The organism is bacterium (genome assembly GCA_016124905.1).
GTDB lineage: Bacteria > Pseudomonadota > Alphaproteobacteria > Rickettsiales > RI-342 > RI-342.
In genome coordinates this window covers 29045-46981 of sequence record WGMV01000013.1, presented here as the reverse complement: position 1 = coordinate 46981, position 17937 = coordinate 29045, and the positions used below count along the sequence as shown (strand labels likewise).

The 17937-nt window shown below is 60.0% G+C and carries 17 protein-coding genes; 6 read left to right on the top strand and 11 right to left on the bottom strand.

The window, feature by feature from the left end; translation table 11 throughout:
- Positions 1 to 64 precede the first annotated feature (64 nt).
- The gene (locus tag GC177_04835) at positions 65 to 1042 is read right to left on the bottom strand and encodes a threonylcarbamoyl-AMP synthase (protein ID MBI1275280.1); all 978 of its coding nucleotides are present in this window, start codon (positions 1040 to 1042) and stop codon (positions 65 to 67) included.
- 161 nt (positions 1043 to 1203) lie between these two features.
- Here GC177_04835 and GC177_04830 point away from each other — a divergent pair, with 161 nt between their 5' ends.
- The gene (locus GC177_04830; protein ID MBI1275279.1) at positions 1204 to 1872 is read left to right on the top strand and encodes an AAA family ATPase; all 669 of its coding nucleotides are present in this window, start codon (positions 1204 to 1206) and stop codon (positions 1870 to 1872) included.
- 30 nt (positions 1873 to 1902) lie between these two features.
- Here GC177_04830 and GC177_04825 read toward each other — a convergent pair whose 3' ends face one another.
- Positions 1903 to 2928 (bottom strand): TAXI family TRAP transporter solute-binding subunit, encoded by a 1026-nt coding sequence (locus GC177_04825; GenBank protein ID MBI1275278.1) that lies wholly within the window; start codon positions 2926 to 2928, stop codon positions 1903 to 1905.
- Positions 2929 to 2948: 20 nt separating this feature from the next.
- On the bottom strand, positions 2949 to 5018 hold the full coding sequence (locus GC177_04820; protein ID MBI1275277.1) for a hypothetical protein: 2070 nt from the start codon (positions 5016 to 5018) through the stop codon (positions 2949 to 2951).
- A gap of 118 nt (positions 5019 to 5136) precedes the next feature.
- Here GC177_04820 and mutY point away from each other — a divergent pair, with 118 nt between their 5' ends.
- Entirely contained in the window at positions 5137 to 6156 is a 1020-nt protein-coding gene (gene mutY, locus GC177_04815) for an A/G-specific adenine glycosylase (GenBank protein ID MBI1275276.1), read from the top strand.
- Here mutY and GC177_04810 read toward each other — a convergent pair.
- The 5 genes from GC177_04810 to GC177_04790 form a co-directional block, all read right to left on the bottom strand.
- The gene (locus GC177_04810; protein ID MBI1275275.1) at positions 6153 to 7016 is read right to left on the bottom strand and encodes an ATP-binding cassette domain-containing protein; all 864 of its coding nucleotides are present in this window, start codon (positions 7014 to 7016) and stop codon (positions 6153 to 6155) included. The genes mutY and GC177_04810 overlap by 4 nt on opposite strands.
- A 1-nt stretch (position 7017) precedes the next feature.
- Positions 7018 to 7836, bottom strand: coding sequence for an MlaE family lipid ABC transporter permease subunit (locus tag GC177_04805; protein MBI1275274.1), 819 nt, complete (start codon positions 7834 to 7836; stop codon positions 7018 to 7020).
- Between the two features lie 33 nt (positions 7837 to 7869).
- Positions 7870 to 8991 carry an alanine racemase gene (gene alr, locus GC177_04800; protein ID MBI1275273.1) on the bottom strand — a complete coding sequence of 374 codons (1122 nt, stop codon included), beginning with the start codon at positions 8989 to 8991 and terminating at the stop codon, positions 7870 to 7872.
- Between the two features lie 157 nt (positions 8992 to 9148).
- Positions 9149 to 9940 carry a hypothetical protein gene (locus GC177_04795; GenBank protein MBI1275272.1) on the bottom strand — a complete coding sequence of 264 codons (792 nt, stop codon included), beginning with the start codon at positions 9938 to 9940 and terminating at the stop codon, positions 9149 to 9151.
- 10 nt (positions 9941 to 9950) lie between these two features.
- Positions 9951 to 10718 (bottom strand): ATP-binding cassette domain-containing protein, encoded by a 768-nt coding sequence (locus tag GC177_04790; GenBank protein ID MBI1275271.1) that lies wholly within the window; start codon positions 10716 to 10718, stop codon positions 9951 to 9953.
- On the opposite strand from GC177_04790, the gene GC177_04785 reads away from it, so the two are divergent.
- The gene (locus GC177_04785) at positions 10717 to 11700 is read left to right on the top strand and encodes a hypothetical protein (protein ID MBI1275270.1); all 984 of its coding nucleotides are present in this window, start codon (positions 10717 to 10719) and stop codon (positions 11698 to 11700) included. The two genes, GC177_04790 and GC177_04785, sit on opposite strands and share 2 nt — an antisense overlap.
- A gap of 132 nt (positions 11701 to 11832) precedes the next feature.
- Entirely contained in the window at positions 11833 to 12012 is a 180-nt protein-coding gene (locus GC177_04780) for a hypothetical protein (protein MBI1275269.1), read from the top strand.
- 147 nt (positions 12013 to 12159) lie between these two features.
- On the opposite strand, the gene GC177_04775 is transcribed toward GC177_04780, so the two are convergent.
- Positions 12160 to 13608, bottom strand: coding sequence for a D-alanyl-D-alanine carboxypeptidase (locus GC177_04775; GenBank protein ID MBI1275268.1), 1449 nt, complete (start codon positions 13606 to 13608; stop codon positions 12160 to 12162).
- Between the two features lie 207 nt (positions 13609 to 13815).
- On the opposite strand from GC177_04775, the gene GC177_04770 reads away from it, so the two are divergent.
- Together GC177_04770 and GC177_04765 are read left to right on the top strand one after the other, a co-directional pair.
- Complete coding sequence (locus GC177_04770) at positions 13816 to 14616, top strand: hypothetical protein (protein ID MBI1275267.1); 801 nt, start codon at positions 13816 to 13818, stop codon at positions 14614 to 14616.
- Positions 14617 to 15008: 392 nt separating this feature from the next.
- The gene (locus GC177_04765) at positions 15009 to 15818 is read left to right on the top strand and encodes a trypsin-like serine protease (protein ID MBI1275266.1); all 810 of its coding nucleotides are present in this window, start codon (positions 15009 to 15011) and stop codon (positions 15816 to 15818) included.
- 104 nt (positions 15819 to 15922) lie between these two features.
- Here GC177_04765 and GC177_04760 read toward each other — a convergent pair whose 3' ends face one another.
- Both GC177_04760 and GC177_04755 read right to left on the bottom strand, forming a co-directional pair.
- A complete protein-coding gene (locus GC177_04760) occupies positions 15923 to 17422 on the bottom strand; it encodes a replicative DNA helicase (protein ID MBI1275265.1) in 1500 nt (499 codons plus the stop codon).
- Entirely contained in the window at positions 17422 to 17916 is a 495-nt protein-coding gene (locus GC177_04755; GenBank protein ID MBI1275264.1) for a GNAT family N-acetyltransferase, read from the bottom strand. Before GC177_04755 ends, GC177_04760 begins: the two co-directional genes overlap by 1 nt.
- Positions 17917 to 17937: the final 21 nt, after the last annotated feature.

Sequence of the window (17937 nt, the reverse complement as noted above, 5' to 3'; positions counted from 1 at the left end):
TGGGCTTATTCTGCGCCTTTGGCCTTAAGGCGTCAAGCTGTCTTTGGAATCAGCCTAAATTCCACTATTGCCTTGGCGCAGCCGCCCGTTTCAGCCGGTCATTGATGGCCAGGCCCAGGCCTTCCTGCGGAATCGGCATCACGGCAATGGATGCATAGCCGGAACCTTCATCCAATGCATGCAGAGCGCTGAATAGCCGGTGCGCCGCTTCCGCCAGGTCGCCGCCTTCGCTCAGCTGCGCCACCCGCACCGCGCCGGGAATGGCAGGGCCGAAGGCCAGCAATGCCTCGTCAGGCCGCACCTCCATGGCATTCAGCCGCACCGACAGACGCGGGGCATAATGGCTTTCCAGCATGCCGGGGGCGGGCAGGGGGGCATGTGGTTTTACGGCTTCCGCGTCACGGAGCTTCGGAATCACAGCCGCAAGCTCCGTCGGGGTGATGCCGCCCGGCCGCAACAGGGTGGCCCCGTCATTCGTCAGCTGGATGATAGTGGATTCAAGCCCGTTCACGCATGGCCCGCCATCCAGAATGAGAATGCCCGCATCCGGCAACCCGTTCAGCACATGCTGCGCCGTGGTGGGGCTGATGCGCCCGCTCGGGTTGGCGCTGGGCGCGGCGATGGGGCAGCCTGCTTCGTCCAATAAGGTTTGCGCCAGCGGGTGCGCAGGCACGCGCAGGGCCACCGTGTCGCCACCTGCGCTGACGGCCTGGGCCAGGGCGCAACCGGCTTTGCGCGGCAGCACGATCGTCAACGGCCCTGGCCAGAAATGCTCCAGCACGCGCCGTGCGACGGTGGAAATCTCGGCATAACGCGCAGCCTGTTCCAGATTGCCCACATGCACGATCAGCGGATTGGCCGAAGGCCTGCCTTTTGCGGCATAAATTCCCGCCACGGCATCGGCATTGGTTGCATCCGCGCCAAGGCCGTAAACCGTCTCGGTCGGAAACGCCACCAGTCCGCCTTCGCGCAGCCGCGCGGCCGCGCGGGAAATTCCTTCGCGGTCGGCCATTAAAATGGAAGTGGCTGCTTGATTTACCATGGCTATGCGTTAATCTTGTACGAACGTAGTGAGTTGGGCCATTGAGGCCCCGCCCGCTAATGCGGGCGCAGTCCTGCGCGAAGCGCAGGTTAGGCAACAACTATAGCGACTAACGAAAGTTAGTAGCTATAAATAAATTCGGTGAACGAACGGAGAGGCTTATGTCGCACAAGGTTATTACCATTGCCCAGCAAAAAGGTGGAGCCGGAAAAACGACCCTCAGCGCCCACATCGCTGTGGCCCTCAGCCAGCGCGGGCTGCGCGTCGCCGTCATTGATATCGACCCCCAGGGCAGCCTCACCCAATGGCACAAGCTGCGTGAGGAACGCTTCGGCGAAGGCTATACGGGCATGAACTTCACCCAGCTTTCCGGCTGGCGCCTGGGTGGCGAGATTTCCCGCCTCAAGCGCAACCACGATGTCATCATCATCGACAGCCCGCCCCATACCGAAACCGAATCCAAAACCGCCATCCGCAGCGCCGATCTGGTCATCATCCCCGTACAGCCGAGCCCGACCGACCTCTGGGCCACCAAGGCGACGCTCGATCTGGCGGCCAACGACAGCCAGGCCGTGATGGTGGTGATGAACCGCGTGGCCGCCAATGCCAGGCTGGTTGACGCCATCGCCAAGCAATTACCCAACCTTGCCGAAACACGCCTCGGCAACCGCATCGCCTTCGCCAGCTCCATCATGGAAGGCCGCTGCGTGACGGAAACCCAGCCTTCATCCCCCGCCGCCGCGGAAGTCAAGGCGCTGGCACAGGAACTCTGGGATGTCCTTCAGCTCGATGGTGAGCCGGTGGAAGAAGAGGAAACCGAGGCGGCATAGCGCCACTTCGCTACGCTAACATGACAGGCTTTATTTCTTCTTATTCTTCTCAAGCGATTTCAACAAATCGCTCTCCAGCTTGCCGACTGCATTTTCCGCATTGGCCATGGAAGGTTTGCCGTCCACGCATTTGTCACGCTGCCACAGCGGCATAGGTGCGCTCAGGTTCACCTCGTTCCATTTCGGGTGCCCGTTGCTTTGCAAATCACTGAAAGAGCTTTTGATGGCCGCGCCCAGTTCATGCACATCCTCACAGCGCTGGCGGCGTTCGCTGGCGCTCAGGTCCTTGTCGTCGCTCCCATGCACCATCAGCACCGAGGTCACCGCAATGGTCGGCACACGCGTGTCGGAAAAGAGATAGTCCGCGCTGCTGATGACCGATGCCTTGTATTCGCGCATCAGTTTGGGGTCTTCCAGCGCGAGGAAATGCACCTGGCCGAGCAGCTGTTTATAAGCAGGCGAGGGTTCCTTGCTCAGGCTTTCCATGTTCTTGAACAGCTTCACCGGCTTGCCGCCGACAAAGAACATCGCGTCCGCCTTGCCTTCCAGCACGGCCGCCGCGGCCTGCGGCGGGGAAAGACGCATGATTTCCGACGGCTTGATGCCGAGGATGGACATCACGTTCATGGCCGTCAGCCAATGGCCGCTGCCTTCCGCGCCCACCGCCACGCGCTTGCCGTTCAGCCCTTGCACATCGGCAATATCGCGGCGCGCCAGCAGGTGAACCTCTTCGTTGTATAGCGGGTAAAGCAGGCGGATTTTATTGGCGGTGGCCTTGGTTTCCGCCGTACCGGAACGCTTGAGGAAACCCAGCACGTCCGACTGCACAATACCCACCGTCGAATCCTCCGCATGGGCGATGCGGTTCACATTCTCCACCGAGCCGCCGGTGCTTTCCACCTGCACTGTCACGCCGTCCTTGGCCACGGCTTTTGCGACATCCTTGCCAATGCGCACATAAGTCCCCGTTTCGGGCCCGGTCAGCATTACCATATCGGTGGAAGCCATCGCGAGCGTTGGCCACAGCAACAGCGAAGCGGCGATGAACATGCGCATGAGAAATACTCCTGAGTCGATTATGGGCGCTGAAGCAGGTCCAGCAGACGTTTTTCATCCACCGTTTCCGCCTTGCTGGCGACCGTCGGGGCCGTATTGGCCGGTGTGCTGCTGGCGGGTGCTGCGCGCACAGGTTCCGGGCGTACAGTTTCCGGGCGTACAGTTTCCGGCGCGGCGGCACGGGAAGCAACAGGAGAAACCGGCATCGGTTTGGCGGCGGGTGCGGGCATCGGGGCAGAAACCGCGGCGGTGGCAACAGGCTCCTGTTTACCCATTGCTCCGCCCACCGGCATTTCCGGAGCAATCGCGGTATTCACAGCATTGCGCATCGGCGACGGCTGCGGAAGCGAAGCCGGTGCCGTCAGCGGAGCCTTGCTCAGGCTGCCGCCGCTCACTTCGGCTTTCGGTGTCACGGTGATGCTCGGCATCAGTTCCACCGGCTTGGCGAGCACCGGCGCCACGGGGGCTGCCGTGCGCACGGGGCCGTTAAAGCTATGGCTTTCCGGGTTTTTGGGCATGCTGGGCAGCGAAGGAATGGCCGAAGGCGGCGCTTTGCTTGCAACCGGCGCGGTAACATTGCTCACCTCGTGGGAGGATTCCACCGTCACCGGTTCATCCACCGGCAGCGCCGACGTATCGGCGGAACCTTCGGCAACGGTGCTAACCGGCGCAGGCTCATCCTCATGCAGCCATGACATGAACAGGCTGTACATCGCAAAAATAGCCGCTGCGATCATCAGGTAGCGCACGGGCAGGGGAATTTTGCTCCAGAACCGGGCTTCCTTTTGCTCGGTCAGAACATATTCCGGCCGTGGCGCTGCGGGGCGGGCGATTTTGCCCATGGGCGCTGGGTTGAGCGCCGCCTTGGACTGCATTTTATCCGCCAGCTTGTCTGCCAGGGAGGGCTTGCCGGTAAACGGGTTGATGGCGCGGTCCGCAGCCGGTGCGGCTGGCTCGGGTTTGGCCGCATCAGCAGGGGCGCTGTCTTCGGAGGCGACCGCCGTGAACCGGTCTTTCAGCGAGGGACGCGCCGGTTTGGCGGTGACAGGTTTAGCCTCCGTCTGCGCGGGCGCAGCCTGTGATTCTTTAATGGTGGCTGTCTGTTCTTCCTTATATTCAACAACGGTCGCGGGAGCGGCAGCGTCGGCCACCGCCTTGGGGTTGGCGCTATCGGCCATGGCCGGTTCCGGCGCAGCGGGCGTCGGAGCCACCGCCAAAGGCGCAACATTCACGGCCTCGGCCTTTATATTGTCAGTTTCGGCCGCTTCAGGCCTGGCGGGTTCCGCTTTCGCCACCGGCTTGGTGGCAAAGCTGAAAAGCGATTCCGCCACGCTGACGCCGCTGCCGACGGCAGGTTCCACGGTCTCTTCCGCGCTGCTGATGATGCGAAAAGGGAGGTCCTTCTTCAACGGCATGGCCGCAGCTGGGGTGGTAAAGGGTGACGCGGGCGATGCCTTAGGCTCGGGCGCTTTCAGCTCGGGCAGTGGTTGCTCGGGTTTCTGTTCGGTGTTTTTTGCCTCGGGTGCTTTGAATTCCGGCATTTTCGGCTCGGCTTTAGCCGTCGATTTCTCCGCGATTTTCTCGGCCTTGGCGGGTTTTACGTCTTTAGCAAGCGCCTTTAAGGGAATGGGCGCGGGAATATCGTTGCTGGCAGGCAGCACAAAAGGCATGGGCGCGGGCGCTTGCTCTGCCTTCGGGGCTGGTATTTCTGCCTGAAGCGGTGCGGGCTGCGCGGGCAATGGCGCGGCCAGAGCTTCGGTTAAGGTTTTTTCATGTTTTACTGCGGGAGCGGCCATCACCGGCGCAGGGGCTGGTTCCACAGGTTTTTCTGCCACCGGTGCAGATGCGCTCATGGAAATGGGCCTGCTACCAAACCCGGATACCGGCTGGCCTGCCTGCGGGGTATGACCCACGGTGGAATAACCCGCGCCACTGCCACCGATTTGATTAATCAAATCGTCAACACGGGGGGATATTTTGATTTTCGGCGTTTGAACAGTGCTTGCGGGCAGCACGGCGCCACGCGGTGCGCCGGTACTTTCCTGTTCAATATCTGCCGGTTGGGCAGCTGATTCTTGAAAACGTTTCACGGCACTACGGAGCATGGAGGTTCAAAGCCCTTGATTGCAAAGGAGCGCCACATTACGAAAGTTTATTTTTCGTCGCAAGTAAGCATATTGCTATTCACGAAATATTCATAAAAAAACCATGCCGTTCATATTCAATAGCTTACCAGAATTTCAACCGTCGCGCACATCGCTTCTTGTTTGGTATCAACAACATGGGCGAAAATCGCTGCCATGGCGTCACACCAGGGACCCTTATGCCATCTGGGTTAGCGAAACCATGCTTCAGCAAACCCAGGTCGCCACCGTCAGGGACCGTTTTTACTCGCCCTTCATGAAACGCTTCCCAACCATACGTTCTCTCGCCGAGGCCGATGAGCAGGCGGTGATGAAGGCATGGGAGGGGCTCGGCTATTATCGCCGCGCCCGCCACCTGCATATGGCCGCCCAACAATCCATCGAGGGCATGCCGCAGACGGTGGAGGGGCTCATGGCCTTGCCCGGCATCGGCCAGAGCACGGCCCATGCCATCGCCGCCTTTGCATACCGTCACCCCGCGCCGGTGCTGGACGCCAATGTTCGGCGCGTACTCGCCCGCTTCTTTGCCTTGACGGATCCTTCCGTAAAGGAATGGTGGCAAGCTGCCTGGGCCTTGCTCGATACGGAGCACCCGGACGATTACAACCAGGCCATGATGGATATCGGCGCGATGATCTGCACCCCGCGCCAGCCCGCCTGCGGCCTGTGCCCGTTATCATCTCAATGCAAAGGCAAGGAGAACCCGGGCGCATACCCCTTGCCGAAAGCCAGAAAATCCACGCCGACCCGCCGCATGATCTGGCTGGTGATAACGGACGATGCCGGAAACATCGCCATGTGGAAACGTGACGAGGCCCATCTCGGCGGCCTCTACCGGGTGCACCATCTACCGCCGGAGGCGCCCATCGGCCCCTCCTGGAAAAAGCTCGGCTCCATCAAACAGGTCTACAGTCATTACACCTTGCTGGCCGACGCCTACATGATTGGAAAGGGAGATGCCCAGGTGCTTCCGGCCCATGCGCAATGGGTAACCTTGCCCGCCGCTAGAAGGCTGCCTAGTTCAAAGGCAGAGCATAAGCTCTTTGCATTGCTTGAGAATGCTGAAACAGCGCAACGGCGCTAAAACTTCTTCACATCCATCTGGATGGGGCCGTCCGCACGACCATGGATGAACTGCTGCACATAGGGGTTGTCGCAGTTATCCAGCTCGCTCACCGGCCCGTGCCAGATAATCTTGCCCTTGTAGATCATCGCCACGCGATGCGCGATTTTGCGCGCGCTCGCCATATCATGCGTGATCGAAAGGGTGGTCAGCCCCTTCTGGCGCGTGCAGCTGATGATAAGGTCGTTGATGACGTCCGACATGATCGGGTCCAGCCCCGTGGTCGGCTCGTCGAAAAAGATGATGTCGGGGTTGATGGCAATGGCCCGTGCCAGCGCTACGCGCTTTTGCATGCCGCCGGAAAGCTCAGCCGGTTTCAAATTGGCCACATCGGCGGAAAGCCCTACGGCGGCCAGTTTTTCCACCGCCAGTTCCTTGCACTGCTTGCGGCTCAGCTGGCCTTTTTGCAGCGGCACGAAGGCCACGTTTTCCCACACGCTCAAACTGTCGAACAGGGCGCCGCCCTGAAACAGCATGCCGAACTTGCCCATCAATGCATCGCGCGCATTGCCGCGCAGGTTGGTCACTTCCTTGCCGTCGATGCTGATGCTGCCGCTGTCAGGCGTCAAAATGCCGAGGATGCATTTGATCAACACCGATTTACCCGTGCCCGACCCGCCGATCACCACCAGCGATTCACCCTTGCGCACTTCCAGGTCCACCCCGTTCAGCACATGCTTGGGGCCGAAGCCCTTGGTCACGCCCTTAACGGCGATCTTTACCGGTGCGCTGGCCAGCACGGCGTCGCTGGCGGGGGCGTTCTCGGGAACGATCTTGATGGTTTTGCCCAGTGTTTTGGCAGGTGTTTTGCGTGGTGGCATGTTACTTCGCAAAGAAAAGTTCGGTGATGAAATAATTGCTGAGCAGGATCAGGATGGAAGCAGACACCACGGCATTGGTGGTGGCCATGCCCACGCCCTGCGCGCCGCCTTTGGAATGATGGCCGTGATAGCAGCCCATCAAGGTGACGATGAAGCCGAACACGCCCGCCTTCACCAGGCCGGAAACCACGTCCTTCGTTTCCAGATATTGAAACGTGGCGCGCAGATAGGGACCGGTCGCAAACCCGAGCTTATGCACCGCCACCGCGTAGCCGCCCATCACGCCGATGATATCGGCCACCACCACCAGCGCGGGCAGCATGATGAGCCCGGCCCACAGGCGCGGAGCGAAAAGATACTTGAACGGGTTGGTCGAAAGCGTCACCAGCGCGTCGATCTGCTCTGTCACGCGCATGGTGCCGATCTCCGCGGCAATCGATGCGCCCACACGCCCAGCCACCATCAGGCCCGCCAGCACGGGGCCAAGCTCACGGGTGATCGACAGCACCACCACGATGGCAATGGAACTCTCGGCGGAAAAACGCGAAAAGCCCGAATAGCTCTGCAACGCTAGCACCGCGCCTGTAAAGATGGCCGTCAGCCCCACTACGGGCAGCGAGTAATAGCCGATTTCCACCATCTGCTTAAACAGTGCGCGCCCATAAAAAGGCGGCGTCAGCATATGGCGAATGCCGTTGCCGGTAAACAGCGCCAGCCTGCCCACCGCTTCAAGAAACAGCAGAACGGGGCCACCGATGGCGGCAAGGATGTTCAATCGCTGCAAAAATGAGCCGTTGTTATTTGCGGGGGTGGCATCCATCAGCGGCACATCCCGCCGGTAACGACCATAATCCTATGCATGCGCATGAACACTCGCCAATCCGTTGATGTAATGACGCTGAAGGCGCTTGCCCAGCAGCGTCAGGATTTCATACCCCATCGTGCCTGCCTCCGCAGCAACTTTTTCGACCGGCTGCAGCGGGCCGAACCATTCCACCCATGCACGGCGGAGGAAATCATCCTCCAGTTCGCTGACAATCAGCGTTACCAGATCCATCGACACGCGCCCGCCGATCTCGCATGGCACATGGCGCACGCCGTCCGTCAGCCATACATGGCCGCCGTTGCTCAGGCGGCGTGGCAACCCGTCGGCATAGCCGAGCGGGGCGACGGCGATCTTTCCGTCTTCGGGCATCACATAGCTTGCGCCATACCCGACCGAATCGTTTTTTTTCACGTCTTTGAACATTATCAGCGGCGCCGTCAGCGTGGCGATGGGATGGATTGCTTCCTGCATTTTCGGCGTCAGGCGAATGCCGTAAAGCGCGGCTCCGGGGCGCACTTCGTCAAAATGCCAGGCGGGCCCCAGAAACATCCCCGCCGAACTGGCAAAGCTAAGCGGAATATGCGGCAATTGCTTGCGCACCAGGCACATATTGGCATGTTGAAAGCCGTTCAGCGGGTGTTCGGGCTCATCCGCGCAGGCAAGATGGCTCATCACCTGGGTGACGGAAATACCCTCCAGCCTGCCGGGTTGGTTGAACAGCTCCGTAAAACCTTCCATGGCAAACCCAAGCCGGTGCATGCCCGTGTCCACATGCAGCGTGGCGGGCAGGGCGCGTCCAAGCTTTTTTGCCGCCGCCTGCCACCAGTAAAGCTGCTCCGGGCAATTGATCACCGCTTCCAGCCCGGCTTCCGCCATCGGCAGGGCCGTGTCCTTATCCGGCCCGTGCAGCACGGCGATGCGGACGGAGGGAATCTGCTCGGCCAGCGTCAGCGCGCCTTCCATATGGGCCACGTAAAAGCGCTGGCAGCCATCCATGGCCAGCTCCTGCGCCACGCGCTCCATTCCCATTCCATAGGCATTGGCCTTCACCACGCATGCCACGCGGCTGTCACCCGCCAGCTTCTTCAGCTGCTGGTGATTATGCCGGAGCATGGCGAGATCGACGGTGAGGGTGGCGGTATGGGTCACAAACGGTCCGTGTAAAATACCAGGGGAATATCCCTTGTTTTACGCTTTGCCGCCAGTATTTTTTAACCGGAGCGCGCAGCGCGACTGGCCCATTGAGGGCCCGCGCCATAATTGGCGCGTAATAGCGAGCGACGCGAGCCAGCAAAAAAAACATGGCCTAATCTTTTATCTGGCCATGGATAAAAACTAAGGCCAGAAGCGCCGTGTTAGCCAGCACGATGGACGGCCCGGTGGGGATATCCCAATGCAGCGATGCCGCCATGCCCATCAGCACGCTCACCAGCCCGCTGACAATGGCCCACACCGCCATACCCGCCGGGGTGCGTGCGATAAAACGCGCCGTGGCCGCAGGCAGCAGCAGCAGCGCGCCCGTCAGGAGCACGCCCACCACATGCATGGCCACCGCCACCGCCGCCGCCAGGGTAAGGGCAAACAGCATTTCGGCCTTGCGCACGGGCAGCCCGTCGGCCATCGCCAGGCCCGGGTTGATGCTGGCCAGCACCAGCGCCTTCCAGCAATAACGCGTCACCGCCAGCAGCGCCACCAGCGCCAGCGCCGCCGTCAGCGCCACATCCTCCCAGCTGGTGGCCAGCACATCGCCCATCAGCAGCCCCATCAGCCCGCCGGAGCTTGTGCCGCTTAGCCCATACAGCACCAAACCGCCCGCCAGCATGCTGTGCGAGAAAATGCCGAGCCAGCTGTCCTTTGCCAGGTCGGCGTAACGCTGCGCATAGGTCAGCGCGGCGGCCAGAGCCAGGCTGTTCACCATCACCCCGATCCAGGGATTCACCTGAAACAGCAACCCCGCGCCGATGCCGAGCAGGGCCCCATGCGCCAATGTATCGCCGAAAAAAGCCATGCGCCGCCACACTACCAGGCAGCCCACCGGCCCCGCCATCACCGCCAGGGCGGAGGCCGCAAGCCAGGCGCGCAGCAGCCAGTCATGCATCTCCAGCCACTCAATCATGCGCGCAATCCTCTCCATGCACATGCACCCCGGCATGGTGATGGTCGTGATGGTGCGTGTAAGGCGCCACAATCGCGCTTTGCGGAAACATGGCCTTGAAAGCCGCATTGCCGCGCACATGCTCGGGCCTGCCTTCGCAGCACATATGCTGGTTCAGGCACAGCACCCATTCGCTGGAGGAAAGCACCCAGTTCAGATCATGCGAAACCAGCAGCACGCCGCATCCCATCCGTTGCCTGATTTCATCAATATAGCGGTAGAGCGATAATTGCCCTTCCGCATCCACGCCCTGCACCGGTTCGTCGAGGATAAGAATATCCGGCCGCTTCAGCACCGCCCGCGCCAGCATCACACGCTGCAATTCCCCGCCGGAAAGCTGGTGCAGCATGCGCCCTGTCAGGCGTTCGATGCCCGTTTCATGCAGCACCGTATCCAGCATCTCCCCATCGCCGCCGATGAAATACGCCACCGTCATGGGAATAAACGGATGGGTGGCCATGCGTTGCGGTACATAGCCCACACGCAACCCTTCTTTCCGCCAGATATGCCCTTCCGTCGGCTTTTCCAGCCCAAGCAACAGGTTCACCAGCGTTGTTTTGCCAGCGCCATTGGGACCGATCAGGCTGAACAGTTCACCTTTGCGAAGCGTCAGATGGATGTGCCGCAGCAGCTCCTTGCCATGCGTGGTATAGCCGAGATGTTCCGCCTTCAGCAGAATTTCCTCGGTGGCGTTGGTGGTGTGATCGGTGCGGCGGGCCATGGGCATCACGTTTGGGCTATTGCATGAGCGTCTATACATCATCATGATGCCGCCTGTCAGATTTATCGCAGGGGAGGGGCGCATGCACGGGATCATCCGGATGATCATTAGCATCGGCATCATGTTGACGGCGGCATGGGTGGCGCCCGCGCGCGCGGAGGACACGCCCAGGGCGAAGCTGGTGGTGAGCCTTCCCATCCTCGCCGCGCCCGTGCGCCAGCTGGTGCAGGACTGGGCGGATGTGGACGTGCTGCTCAAGCCCGGCATCGGCGGTGCGCACGATGCCGCTTGGCCGCCTTCCGCCGTCGCCGGCCTTCAAAAGGCCGATGCCGTGATCTGGGTTGGCCCCGATATGGAGCAAAGCCTTGTTCCCCTGATGCAGTCCAAACATACGGGCTTCACCTACATGCTGGAAAACGCCAAGGCGGCGCCCTGGCTGCGCGTGGTCGGCAAAATTGAGAAGGTGGACGCGCATTTCTGGATGGAGCCCGACGTGCTGCGCCAGGTGCTGCATTGGCTCTCCATTGAGCTTCAGCGCGACTTTCCTTCTCACGCCAATGCCACCATTGCCGCCGAGCTGAAGCTCGATGCCGAATTGAAAGCGCTGGAGCGCGAACTCGACAACAGCCTTCTGGCATGTCGGCCCATGCAGCTGGTGGTGATGCATGACGGCTTCCGTTACTGGGAGCGCGCCTACGGCATCCGCACCATGACGTCGCTCGGCGGGCTGGAGGGCGCGGGCATTTCCGGCATGAAAATGGGTGCACTGAAAAGCGCGCTGGTGCAAAGCAAGGCCTGTTGCCTCATTACCGAGCCCGAGCAGCAACCCGCTGCTGAAAAGCTCGGCGCCGAACTTGGTCTGCCTGTGCTGACGCTTGATCCGCTCGGGCTGAACATGGCCTCCGGCCAGAGCTACGCGGCCCACATGCGCCAGCTGGCCGCAACCGTTGCAAACGCCTGCCAGGCCGATTCGCGGCAATAGGATGCTAACCGCTTAGATTAAATCTATGTAATCTAACGCATCACTCGTTGCATGAAGTAAAAAGCCCGATAATATCCGCCACAGACGTAGACAACCTATGTCCATTCAACTCCTAAACCTATGGATTGTATCATGAAAAAACTGCTCGCTCTGGCTCTGGCCCTCGTTATCGCTGCTCCGTTCGCTGCTCAAGCTACTGAGAAAAAAGAAGAGAAAAAAGTTGAAACCAAAGTTGAAGCTGCTGCTCCGGCTGCTGGTGAAACCACCACGACCACGACCACCGAAAAGAAAGAAGAAAAAGCTGCTCACTAAGAGCTCCTTTTCTTTCTACGAAAGCCGCGGCTATTTAGCCGCGGCTTTTTTTATGCCTTCTGGTTGAAGGGGTAGGGTAAGGCTAAGAAGCCTCGCGGCCCCAGGCCGCCACCGCAAGGGCGGCATGATGGACTCATCATAGTCTGGCTAGTTCTGTTGAAATACGAAGCAGGATTCCTGCGCGGCAAGCAGCGTCTGGCAGGCAGAGCGTGCCTGATCCTGGCTCAGCCCCGCAAGCCGCGCGCGGTGCAGCTTGCTTTGGCCTTCGCCCACATTGGTGATGGCGATGGCCGCACCGTGCAGTGCGTTTTTAGCCAGGGCCGAGGCATGCGCCACCGCCGCCGCCGCATCATGGGGGTCGGAAAAGGTGCCGACCTGAATCCCCCAGCGCGCCGTCGGGGTTACGCCTGGTTGCGTTAGCTGCGCGGCATTCTGCTGTGCGGTAATGGCCGCGGCGGGCACCTGCGGTACGGGGGCGGGGGCGATGCCCGCGGCCACGGTCGGCTTGGTGGCGAGCGTGCCCGCGGCAGGCGCAGTCATCGGCATGGCGACCTGCGGTGTAGCTTCCTGGGCGGGGGCGCCTTTGCCCGCAACCGGCGTCGGAATATTACCGGCAAACACTTTCATGAAACGATTGGCCGGTTTGGCATCATCACTCACCTTGGGTAAGGTGGGGGCGCCGTCATCCGTGTCATTATCATCGCTGTTATCCAGGTCCGCAAATGCCATATCCTTCGAGGGGGCCCGTCCATCCAGCTGTGCAAAGCTCTTATCCAGCATGCTGATCATCTGGTTGTCTCGGCTTTTGGAGCTGACACCACCCATGATGACGGCCACAATATCGTGCCCGTTGCGGCTGGCCGTGGTGATGAGGTTAAAGCCCGATGCGCGGACGAAGCCGGTTTTCAGGCCTGTCGCCCCCCGGTAATAACGCATTACGCGGTTATGCGTTTCGTAGGTCTTGCCTTTGAAACGGAAATCGATGGTTTTGAAAAGGTAGAAATAATCCGGAAAATCGCGTTCCAGCGCAATGGCAATCCGCGCCATGTCCTTGGCGGTGGTGACCTGCTGCGGGTGATGAAGCCCGTTGGCGTTTTTGAAGGTGGTGTTTTTCATGCCGAGCGCGCGCGCCTTCTGCGTCATCTTCAAGGCGAAATTCCACTCCGTATCGCCGATTGCCTCTGCCAGCACCACGGCGGCATCGTTGGCCGAGCGCACAATCAGCGCCTCCACGGCTTCCTTGACGGTGATCGTATTGCCCTCGCGCAGGCCGATATTGGTTTGCGGCTGGCCTGCGGCCTTGGCGGAAACCGAAAGCGGCGTGTCCCACCTCAGTTTGCCGTTTTTCACGGCTTCAAAGGTGAGGTACATGGTCATGGTCTTGGTCAGCGATGCCGGAAATCGCGGATCGTCGGCATTTTTGCTGTTTAAAACCCTTCCGCTATTGAGTTCAATCACATAGCTGGCAAAGCGTTCATCGGCATGCGCGGGGCAGCACAGGCTCAGCAAAAGGCTGAAGATGAGAGCCAAGCCCATGATAAATCCCATCATTTTTTGCGTTATGGATGGGTTTTTCAGGGGGGAAGCGAATGTCATAATGGCGTTCGGGCCTTGTTCATCAATATGGCAAACTTACACCACCCATTGTGGCGCAGAAGCCATTTTTACGCAAGATAAACCCAACATATCGCGTACGGAATGATTATGTTGCGGCGCACAAAAACACTTGCATGTTGATGCGCAATCATTATAGTCTTGCGACACTTGATGAAATAGGCGATTTGCACAGGAAAATCGCCGCTTTTGAAGATGGAGCCCGCTATGACGACGACCAACCAATCCAAGAAATCCGCCGTGGATGCCGCCAAAGAGGCAGCCAAGGACAATGTGAAAGCCTTCAACGCCGCCGCTGCCAAAAACGAAGCTGCCGCCCGCGAAACGGCGCGCAATGTCGTGAGCGACGCGGTTTCCGCCACCACCAAGGCGACCGATGCCGCCTACCAGACGGCCAAAACCGCCTACGAAACCGGTAAAAACTTTCAGCAGGTCGCCAAAGATGCCTGGAAGAACCCTGAGAAATTCGAAGCCAACGCCCGCCAGGCCGCCAAGCTGGGTGGCGATGCGCTGCGCGAGTTCTGGGAAACCGGTGCGCGTGAAATCCGCGAGACCCAAAGCAAATTCATGGCTTTCGGCCGCGAAGCTTCTCAAAACCTCAGCAAAACGACCGAGGCCGCTTCCCGCAACCTGACCGAAGTGCTCGACATGTCGCGTGAGAATGTGGAAGCCGTGGTGGAATCCACCAACATCACCGGCGAGGTTGCCCGCAACCTGGCCGAGGAAATCTACGGCTTTGCCAACCAGGCCTTCACCAACTCGGTGGAGCATTCCAAAAGCTTCCTGGGCTGCCGCACCATCAACGATGTGATGGATGTTCAGAACAAGTATTTCCTGACGACCGTGGACCTGTTCTTCAACCAGTCCGTCAAAATGTCCGACATGCTTTTCCGTTTTGCCAACGATGCCGTTGAGCCGCTGCAAAGCCGTGCCACCAACGCTTCCAAGCGCCTGAGCAAAAGCTTCTCCAAACAGGGTTCTTCTTACTAGAGCATCCTGAACGGACGTGAAAAGGCCCGCTCCGGCGGGCCTTTTTTATGGCTATCGTCACAAAACCGTTCACATGCGCCGTTATGTTCGCATTCTTGCTGTGTCTTCTAATTTTTCAGCGGAAAAATTAGGCACACCGGCGTGGCGTAAGCTGTTTGGCGCCGGTACGTTTTATTTACGGGAGCTGGAGACTCCCAAAGATGGATAAACTCCTTCTTCTTCTCGCGGTGCTGTTCGCGGCATTGCGAATCGCCCTGATGCTTGCATACGGCATCTAGGCGAGGGTCGGGCGCGCTCCTTGCGGGTGCGCCCCCCTTTTATGAGGTGCTATACATACCGAATCTTAACCGCCGCTTGGTAGCATGCAGTAGAAAATCCACAGGATATCCTTCATGCTCCGCCCCGTTCTTGCCGCCCTGCTATGCCTGCTTCCGTTCACGGCTTCCGCACAGTTCACAGCCCCTTCCGGCGAGGGCGGCGCGCAGATTCCCCCCGGTTATAAGAAATGGGACGGCGGCGGCGCGCAGCAGCCCCCGGCACTCAAGCCCGGCCAGAAAATGATCCAGTCCGGCACGGGCTTTTTCGTCAGCAATACCGGGCATATCATCACCAACGAACACGTTATCCACGGCTGCAAAAACGTCACCCTGCACGGCACGGTGCAACCCACACCCGCGCGGGTGATGGCCACCAACAACCAGTATGACCTGGCGCTGCTGAAAACCGACCTGCGCCCCACGCGCGTGGCCAACCTGCGCGATCAGCAGGGCGATATCCTCGTCAACGACCCCGTTCTGGTGATGGGCTATCCGCTGGAAGCCGGCATCACCGGCCAGTACAAGGTGAAGAAAAGCATCATCCTCGGCCTTCAGGGGCCGATGAACGAACCCCAATGGATCCAGTTCCGCGATGCAGCGTTGCAGGGCAACAGCGGCGGCCCGCTGCTGGATACCGCCGGCAACGTGGTGGGCGTGGTGGTCGGCAAAACCCGCATGACCGTGCATGACGACCAGAGCGGCCAGGAAACCGTAAAACAGGCCGACGTCGCCATTTCCCTCAACGTACTCAAACCCTTCCTGATGAATAACGGCGTCTATTTCCGCAGCCGCCAGTCCCAGTCCTATTACGCGCTGGACCAGGTGGAAGGCCAGGCAAGGGGCTATATCGTCAACATCCATTGCGATGCGGGCGGCTCACACTGATAATGCCTGTTAACGCGACAGTGCGTCGCGCTGAGCAGCCTTGAGCACGCTCCATTGCGACGGCCCACTTTTCGATAAGCGGGTCCGTCGCAGGGAGCAAAACATTAGTACTCTGCCATCATGTCCGGCATATCCTCGCCCGCATAATTAGCAAACCGCGTCGTGTCGCTGTGGAAGGCGAGCCTCACGTTGCCGATCGGGCCGTGACGCTGCTTGGCAATGATGACCTCGGCAATGCCGTGCAGCTTGGTCATGTCATCCTGCCATTGCTGAAATTTGGGCGAATCCTCCCGCGGCATGGAGCGCATCAGGTAATATTCCTCGCGGAACACAAACATCACCACGTCCGCGTCCTGCTCAATCGAGCCGGATTCGCGCAGGTCCGAAAGCTGCGGGCGTTTATCCTCGCGTTGCTCCACCGCGCGCGAAAGCTGGGAGAGGGCGATGACCGGGATGTTCAGTTCTTTCGCAATCGCCTTCAAGCCCTGCGTGATCTCGGTGATCTCCAGCACGCGGTTGGTCGCCGCCTGGGCGGATGTACCGCGCAGCAGCTGCAGGTAATCCACCACCAGCAAACTGAGATTATGCTGGCGCTTCATGCGCCGCGCCCGGGTGCGCAGCGCGCTGATGGAAATGGCCGGCGTATCGTCGATGTAAAGCGGCATCGCACTCAGTTCCACGCTGCCTTCCACCATCTTGGCGAAGTCATCTTCGTTCAGCTCGCCCCGGCGCAGGCGTGAGGAATTGAGCCCCGTAATACCGGCGAGCAAACGGCCCGCCAGCTGCTCGGCCGACATCTCAAGCGAGAAAAACCCGACCGATCCGCACTTGCCCTGCTTGCCGTTTTCCTCGAAATCCTTGGCGAATGCCTTTGCCGCCTCGCAGGCCATGGAGGTGGCCAATGCCGTCTTACCCATCGACGGACGTCCGGCGAGGATGATGAGGTCCGAATCCTGAAACCCGCCCAGCAGCCGGTCCATATCGATGAAGCCTGTGGTGCAGCCGCTCACGCGCCCGGCGTTGCGGTAGGCCTTCTCGGTACGGGCGATGGATTCCGCCACGGCCGTGGAAAGGGCTTTGACGCTGCGCTCCACCTGGCCGACGGTGGCCAGCGTGAACAATTGCTGCTCCGCGCGTTCGATCTGCCCGAAGGCCGAATCCCCGGCTTCCAGCACATAGGCTTCCTTTACCACCGTCTCGCCAATATCGATCAGCGCGCGCTTGAGCGCCAGGTCGTAAATCGTCTTGGCATAATCCGCCGCATAGACCAGCATGCCCGCGTTCGCCGCCAGCTGATGCAGGTAATCCGCGCCGCCCACCGGGGCCAGCGCTTCGTCCTTATCGAAAAAATGCTTCAGGGTTACCGGGTTGGCGATATGCCCTTTTTCCATCAGCGCCAGAACGGCCGCATAGATCTTTTGATGCACCGGCTCGTAGAAATGCTCGGTACGCAGAAAATCCCCCACATCGGTCTGCGCGTCGTTTTTGATGAGCAGGATGCCGAGCAGCGCCTGTTCGGCGTCGATGTTATGGGGCAGTTCCTGAAAGCCTTTCTCGGCTTTTTCGGGTTGCAGGGAAAGGATGCTGGCCAGGTTCTCCGCCATCAGCCGGTCTTCCTGAGCGAAGCCGTGAGGAATTTCTCGAGCGTGATGTTGCCGCGTTCATAGCGCGAATGCCGGTCCTCCGGGCAATCCACAAAGCCCAGGCGGCGATAGAGCCGGATGGCCCGCTCCAGTTTGGTATTGGAGATAATGTAGCAATAATCCGCCCCGAGTTTCTGAATCTCATCCAGCAAAAACTCCGCGAGCTTCTGGCCGGTACCGCGCGCCTGACTGCTCTCGTCCACGGCCATTTTGGTCAGCTCAAAGCGCCCGTCCTTGTGGCGGTACATGGCGCATGCGCCGATATAATTTCCATCTTCTTCCGCCACGGCAATCAGCCCGCCAGGGTTCAGGATATGCGTGACGGGATCGGTCAATGCGGCGGTATCCTCGGGCTCGATACGGAAATACCGTTCGATCCAGGCCTCGTTCAATTCCTTGAACGCCCTGAGCTGCGCGGGGTTTGAAACATCGATGAGGGAAACCGTAACCGCCATACCAATCCTTGAACACCCCCA

Coding starts and splice junctions, on each gene's coding strand:
- GC177_04835 (MBI1275280.1), bottom strand. CDS start 1,042: ATGGTAAATCAAGCAGCCACTTCCATTTTAATGGCCGACCGCGAAGGA.
- GC177_04830 (MBI1275279.1), top strand. CDS start 1,204: ATGTCGCACAAGGTTATTACCATTGCCCAGCAAAAAGGTGGAGCCGGA.
- GC177_04825 (MBI1275278.1), bottom strand. CDS start 2,928: ATGCGCATGTTCATCGCCGCTTCGCTGTTGCTGTGGCCAACGCTCGCG.
- mutY (MBI1275276.1), top strand. CDS start 5,137: ATGCCGTTCATATTCAATAGCTTACCAGAATTTCAACCGTCGCGCACA.
- GC177_04810 (MBI1275275.1), bottom strand. CDS start 7,016: ATGCCACCACGCAAAACACCTGCCAAAACACTGGGCAAAACCATCAAG.
- GC177_04805 (MBI1275274.1), bottom strand. CDS start 7,836: ATGGATGCCACCCCCGCAAATAACAACGGCTCATTTTTGCAGCGATTG.
- GC177_04795 (MBI1275272.1), bottom strand. CDS start 9,940: ATGCATGACTGGCTGCTGCGCGCCTGGCTTGCGGCCTCCGCCCTGGCG.
- GC177_04785 (MBI1275270.1), top strand. CDS start 10,717: ATGGGCATCACGTTTGGGCTATTGCATGAGCGTCTATACATCATCATG.
- GC177_04790 (MBI1275271.1), bottom strand. CDS start 10,718: ATGGCCCGCCGCACCGATCACACCACCAACGCCACCGAGGAAATTCTG.
- GC177_04780 (MBI1275269.1), top strand. CDS start 11,833: ATGAAAAAACTGCTCGCTCTGGCTCTGGCCCTCGTTATCGCTGCTCCG.
- GC177_04775 (MBI1275268.1), bottom strand. CDS start 13,608: ATGACATTCGCTTCCCCCCTGAAAAACCCATCCATAACGCAAAAAATG.
- GC177_04765 (MBI1275266.1), top strand. CDS start 15,009: ATGCTCCGCCCCGTTCTTGCCGCCCTGCTATGCCTGCTTCCGTTCACG.
- GC177_04760 (MBI1275265.1), bottom strand. CDS start 17,422: ATGGCGGAGAACCTGGCCAGCATCCTTTCCCTGCAACCCGAAAAAGCC.
- GC177_04755 (MBI1275264.1), bottom strand. CDS start 17,916: ATGGCGGTTACGGTTTCCCTCATCGATGTTTCAAACCCCGCGCAGCTC.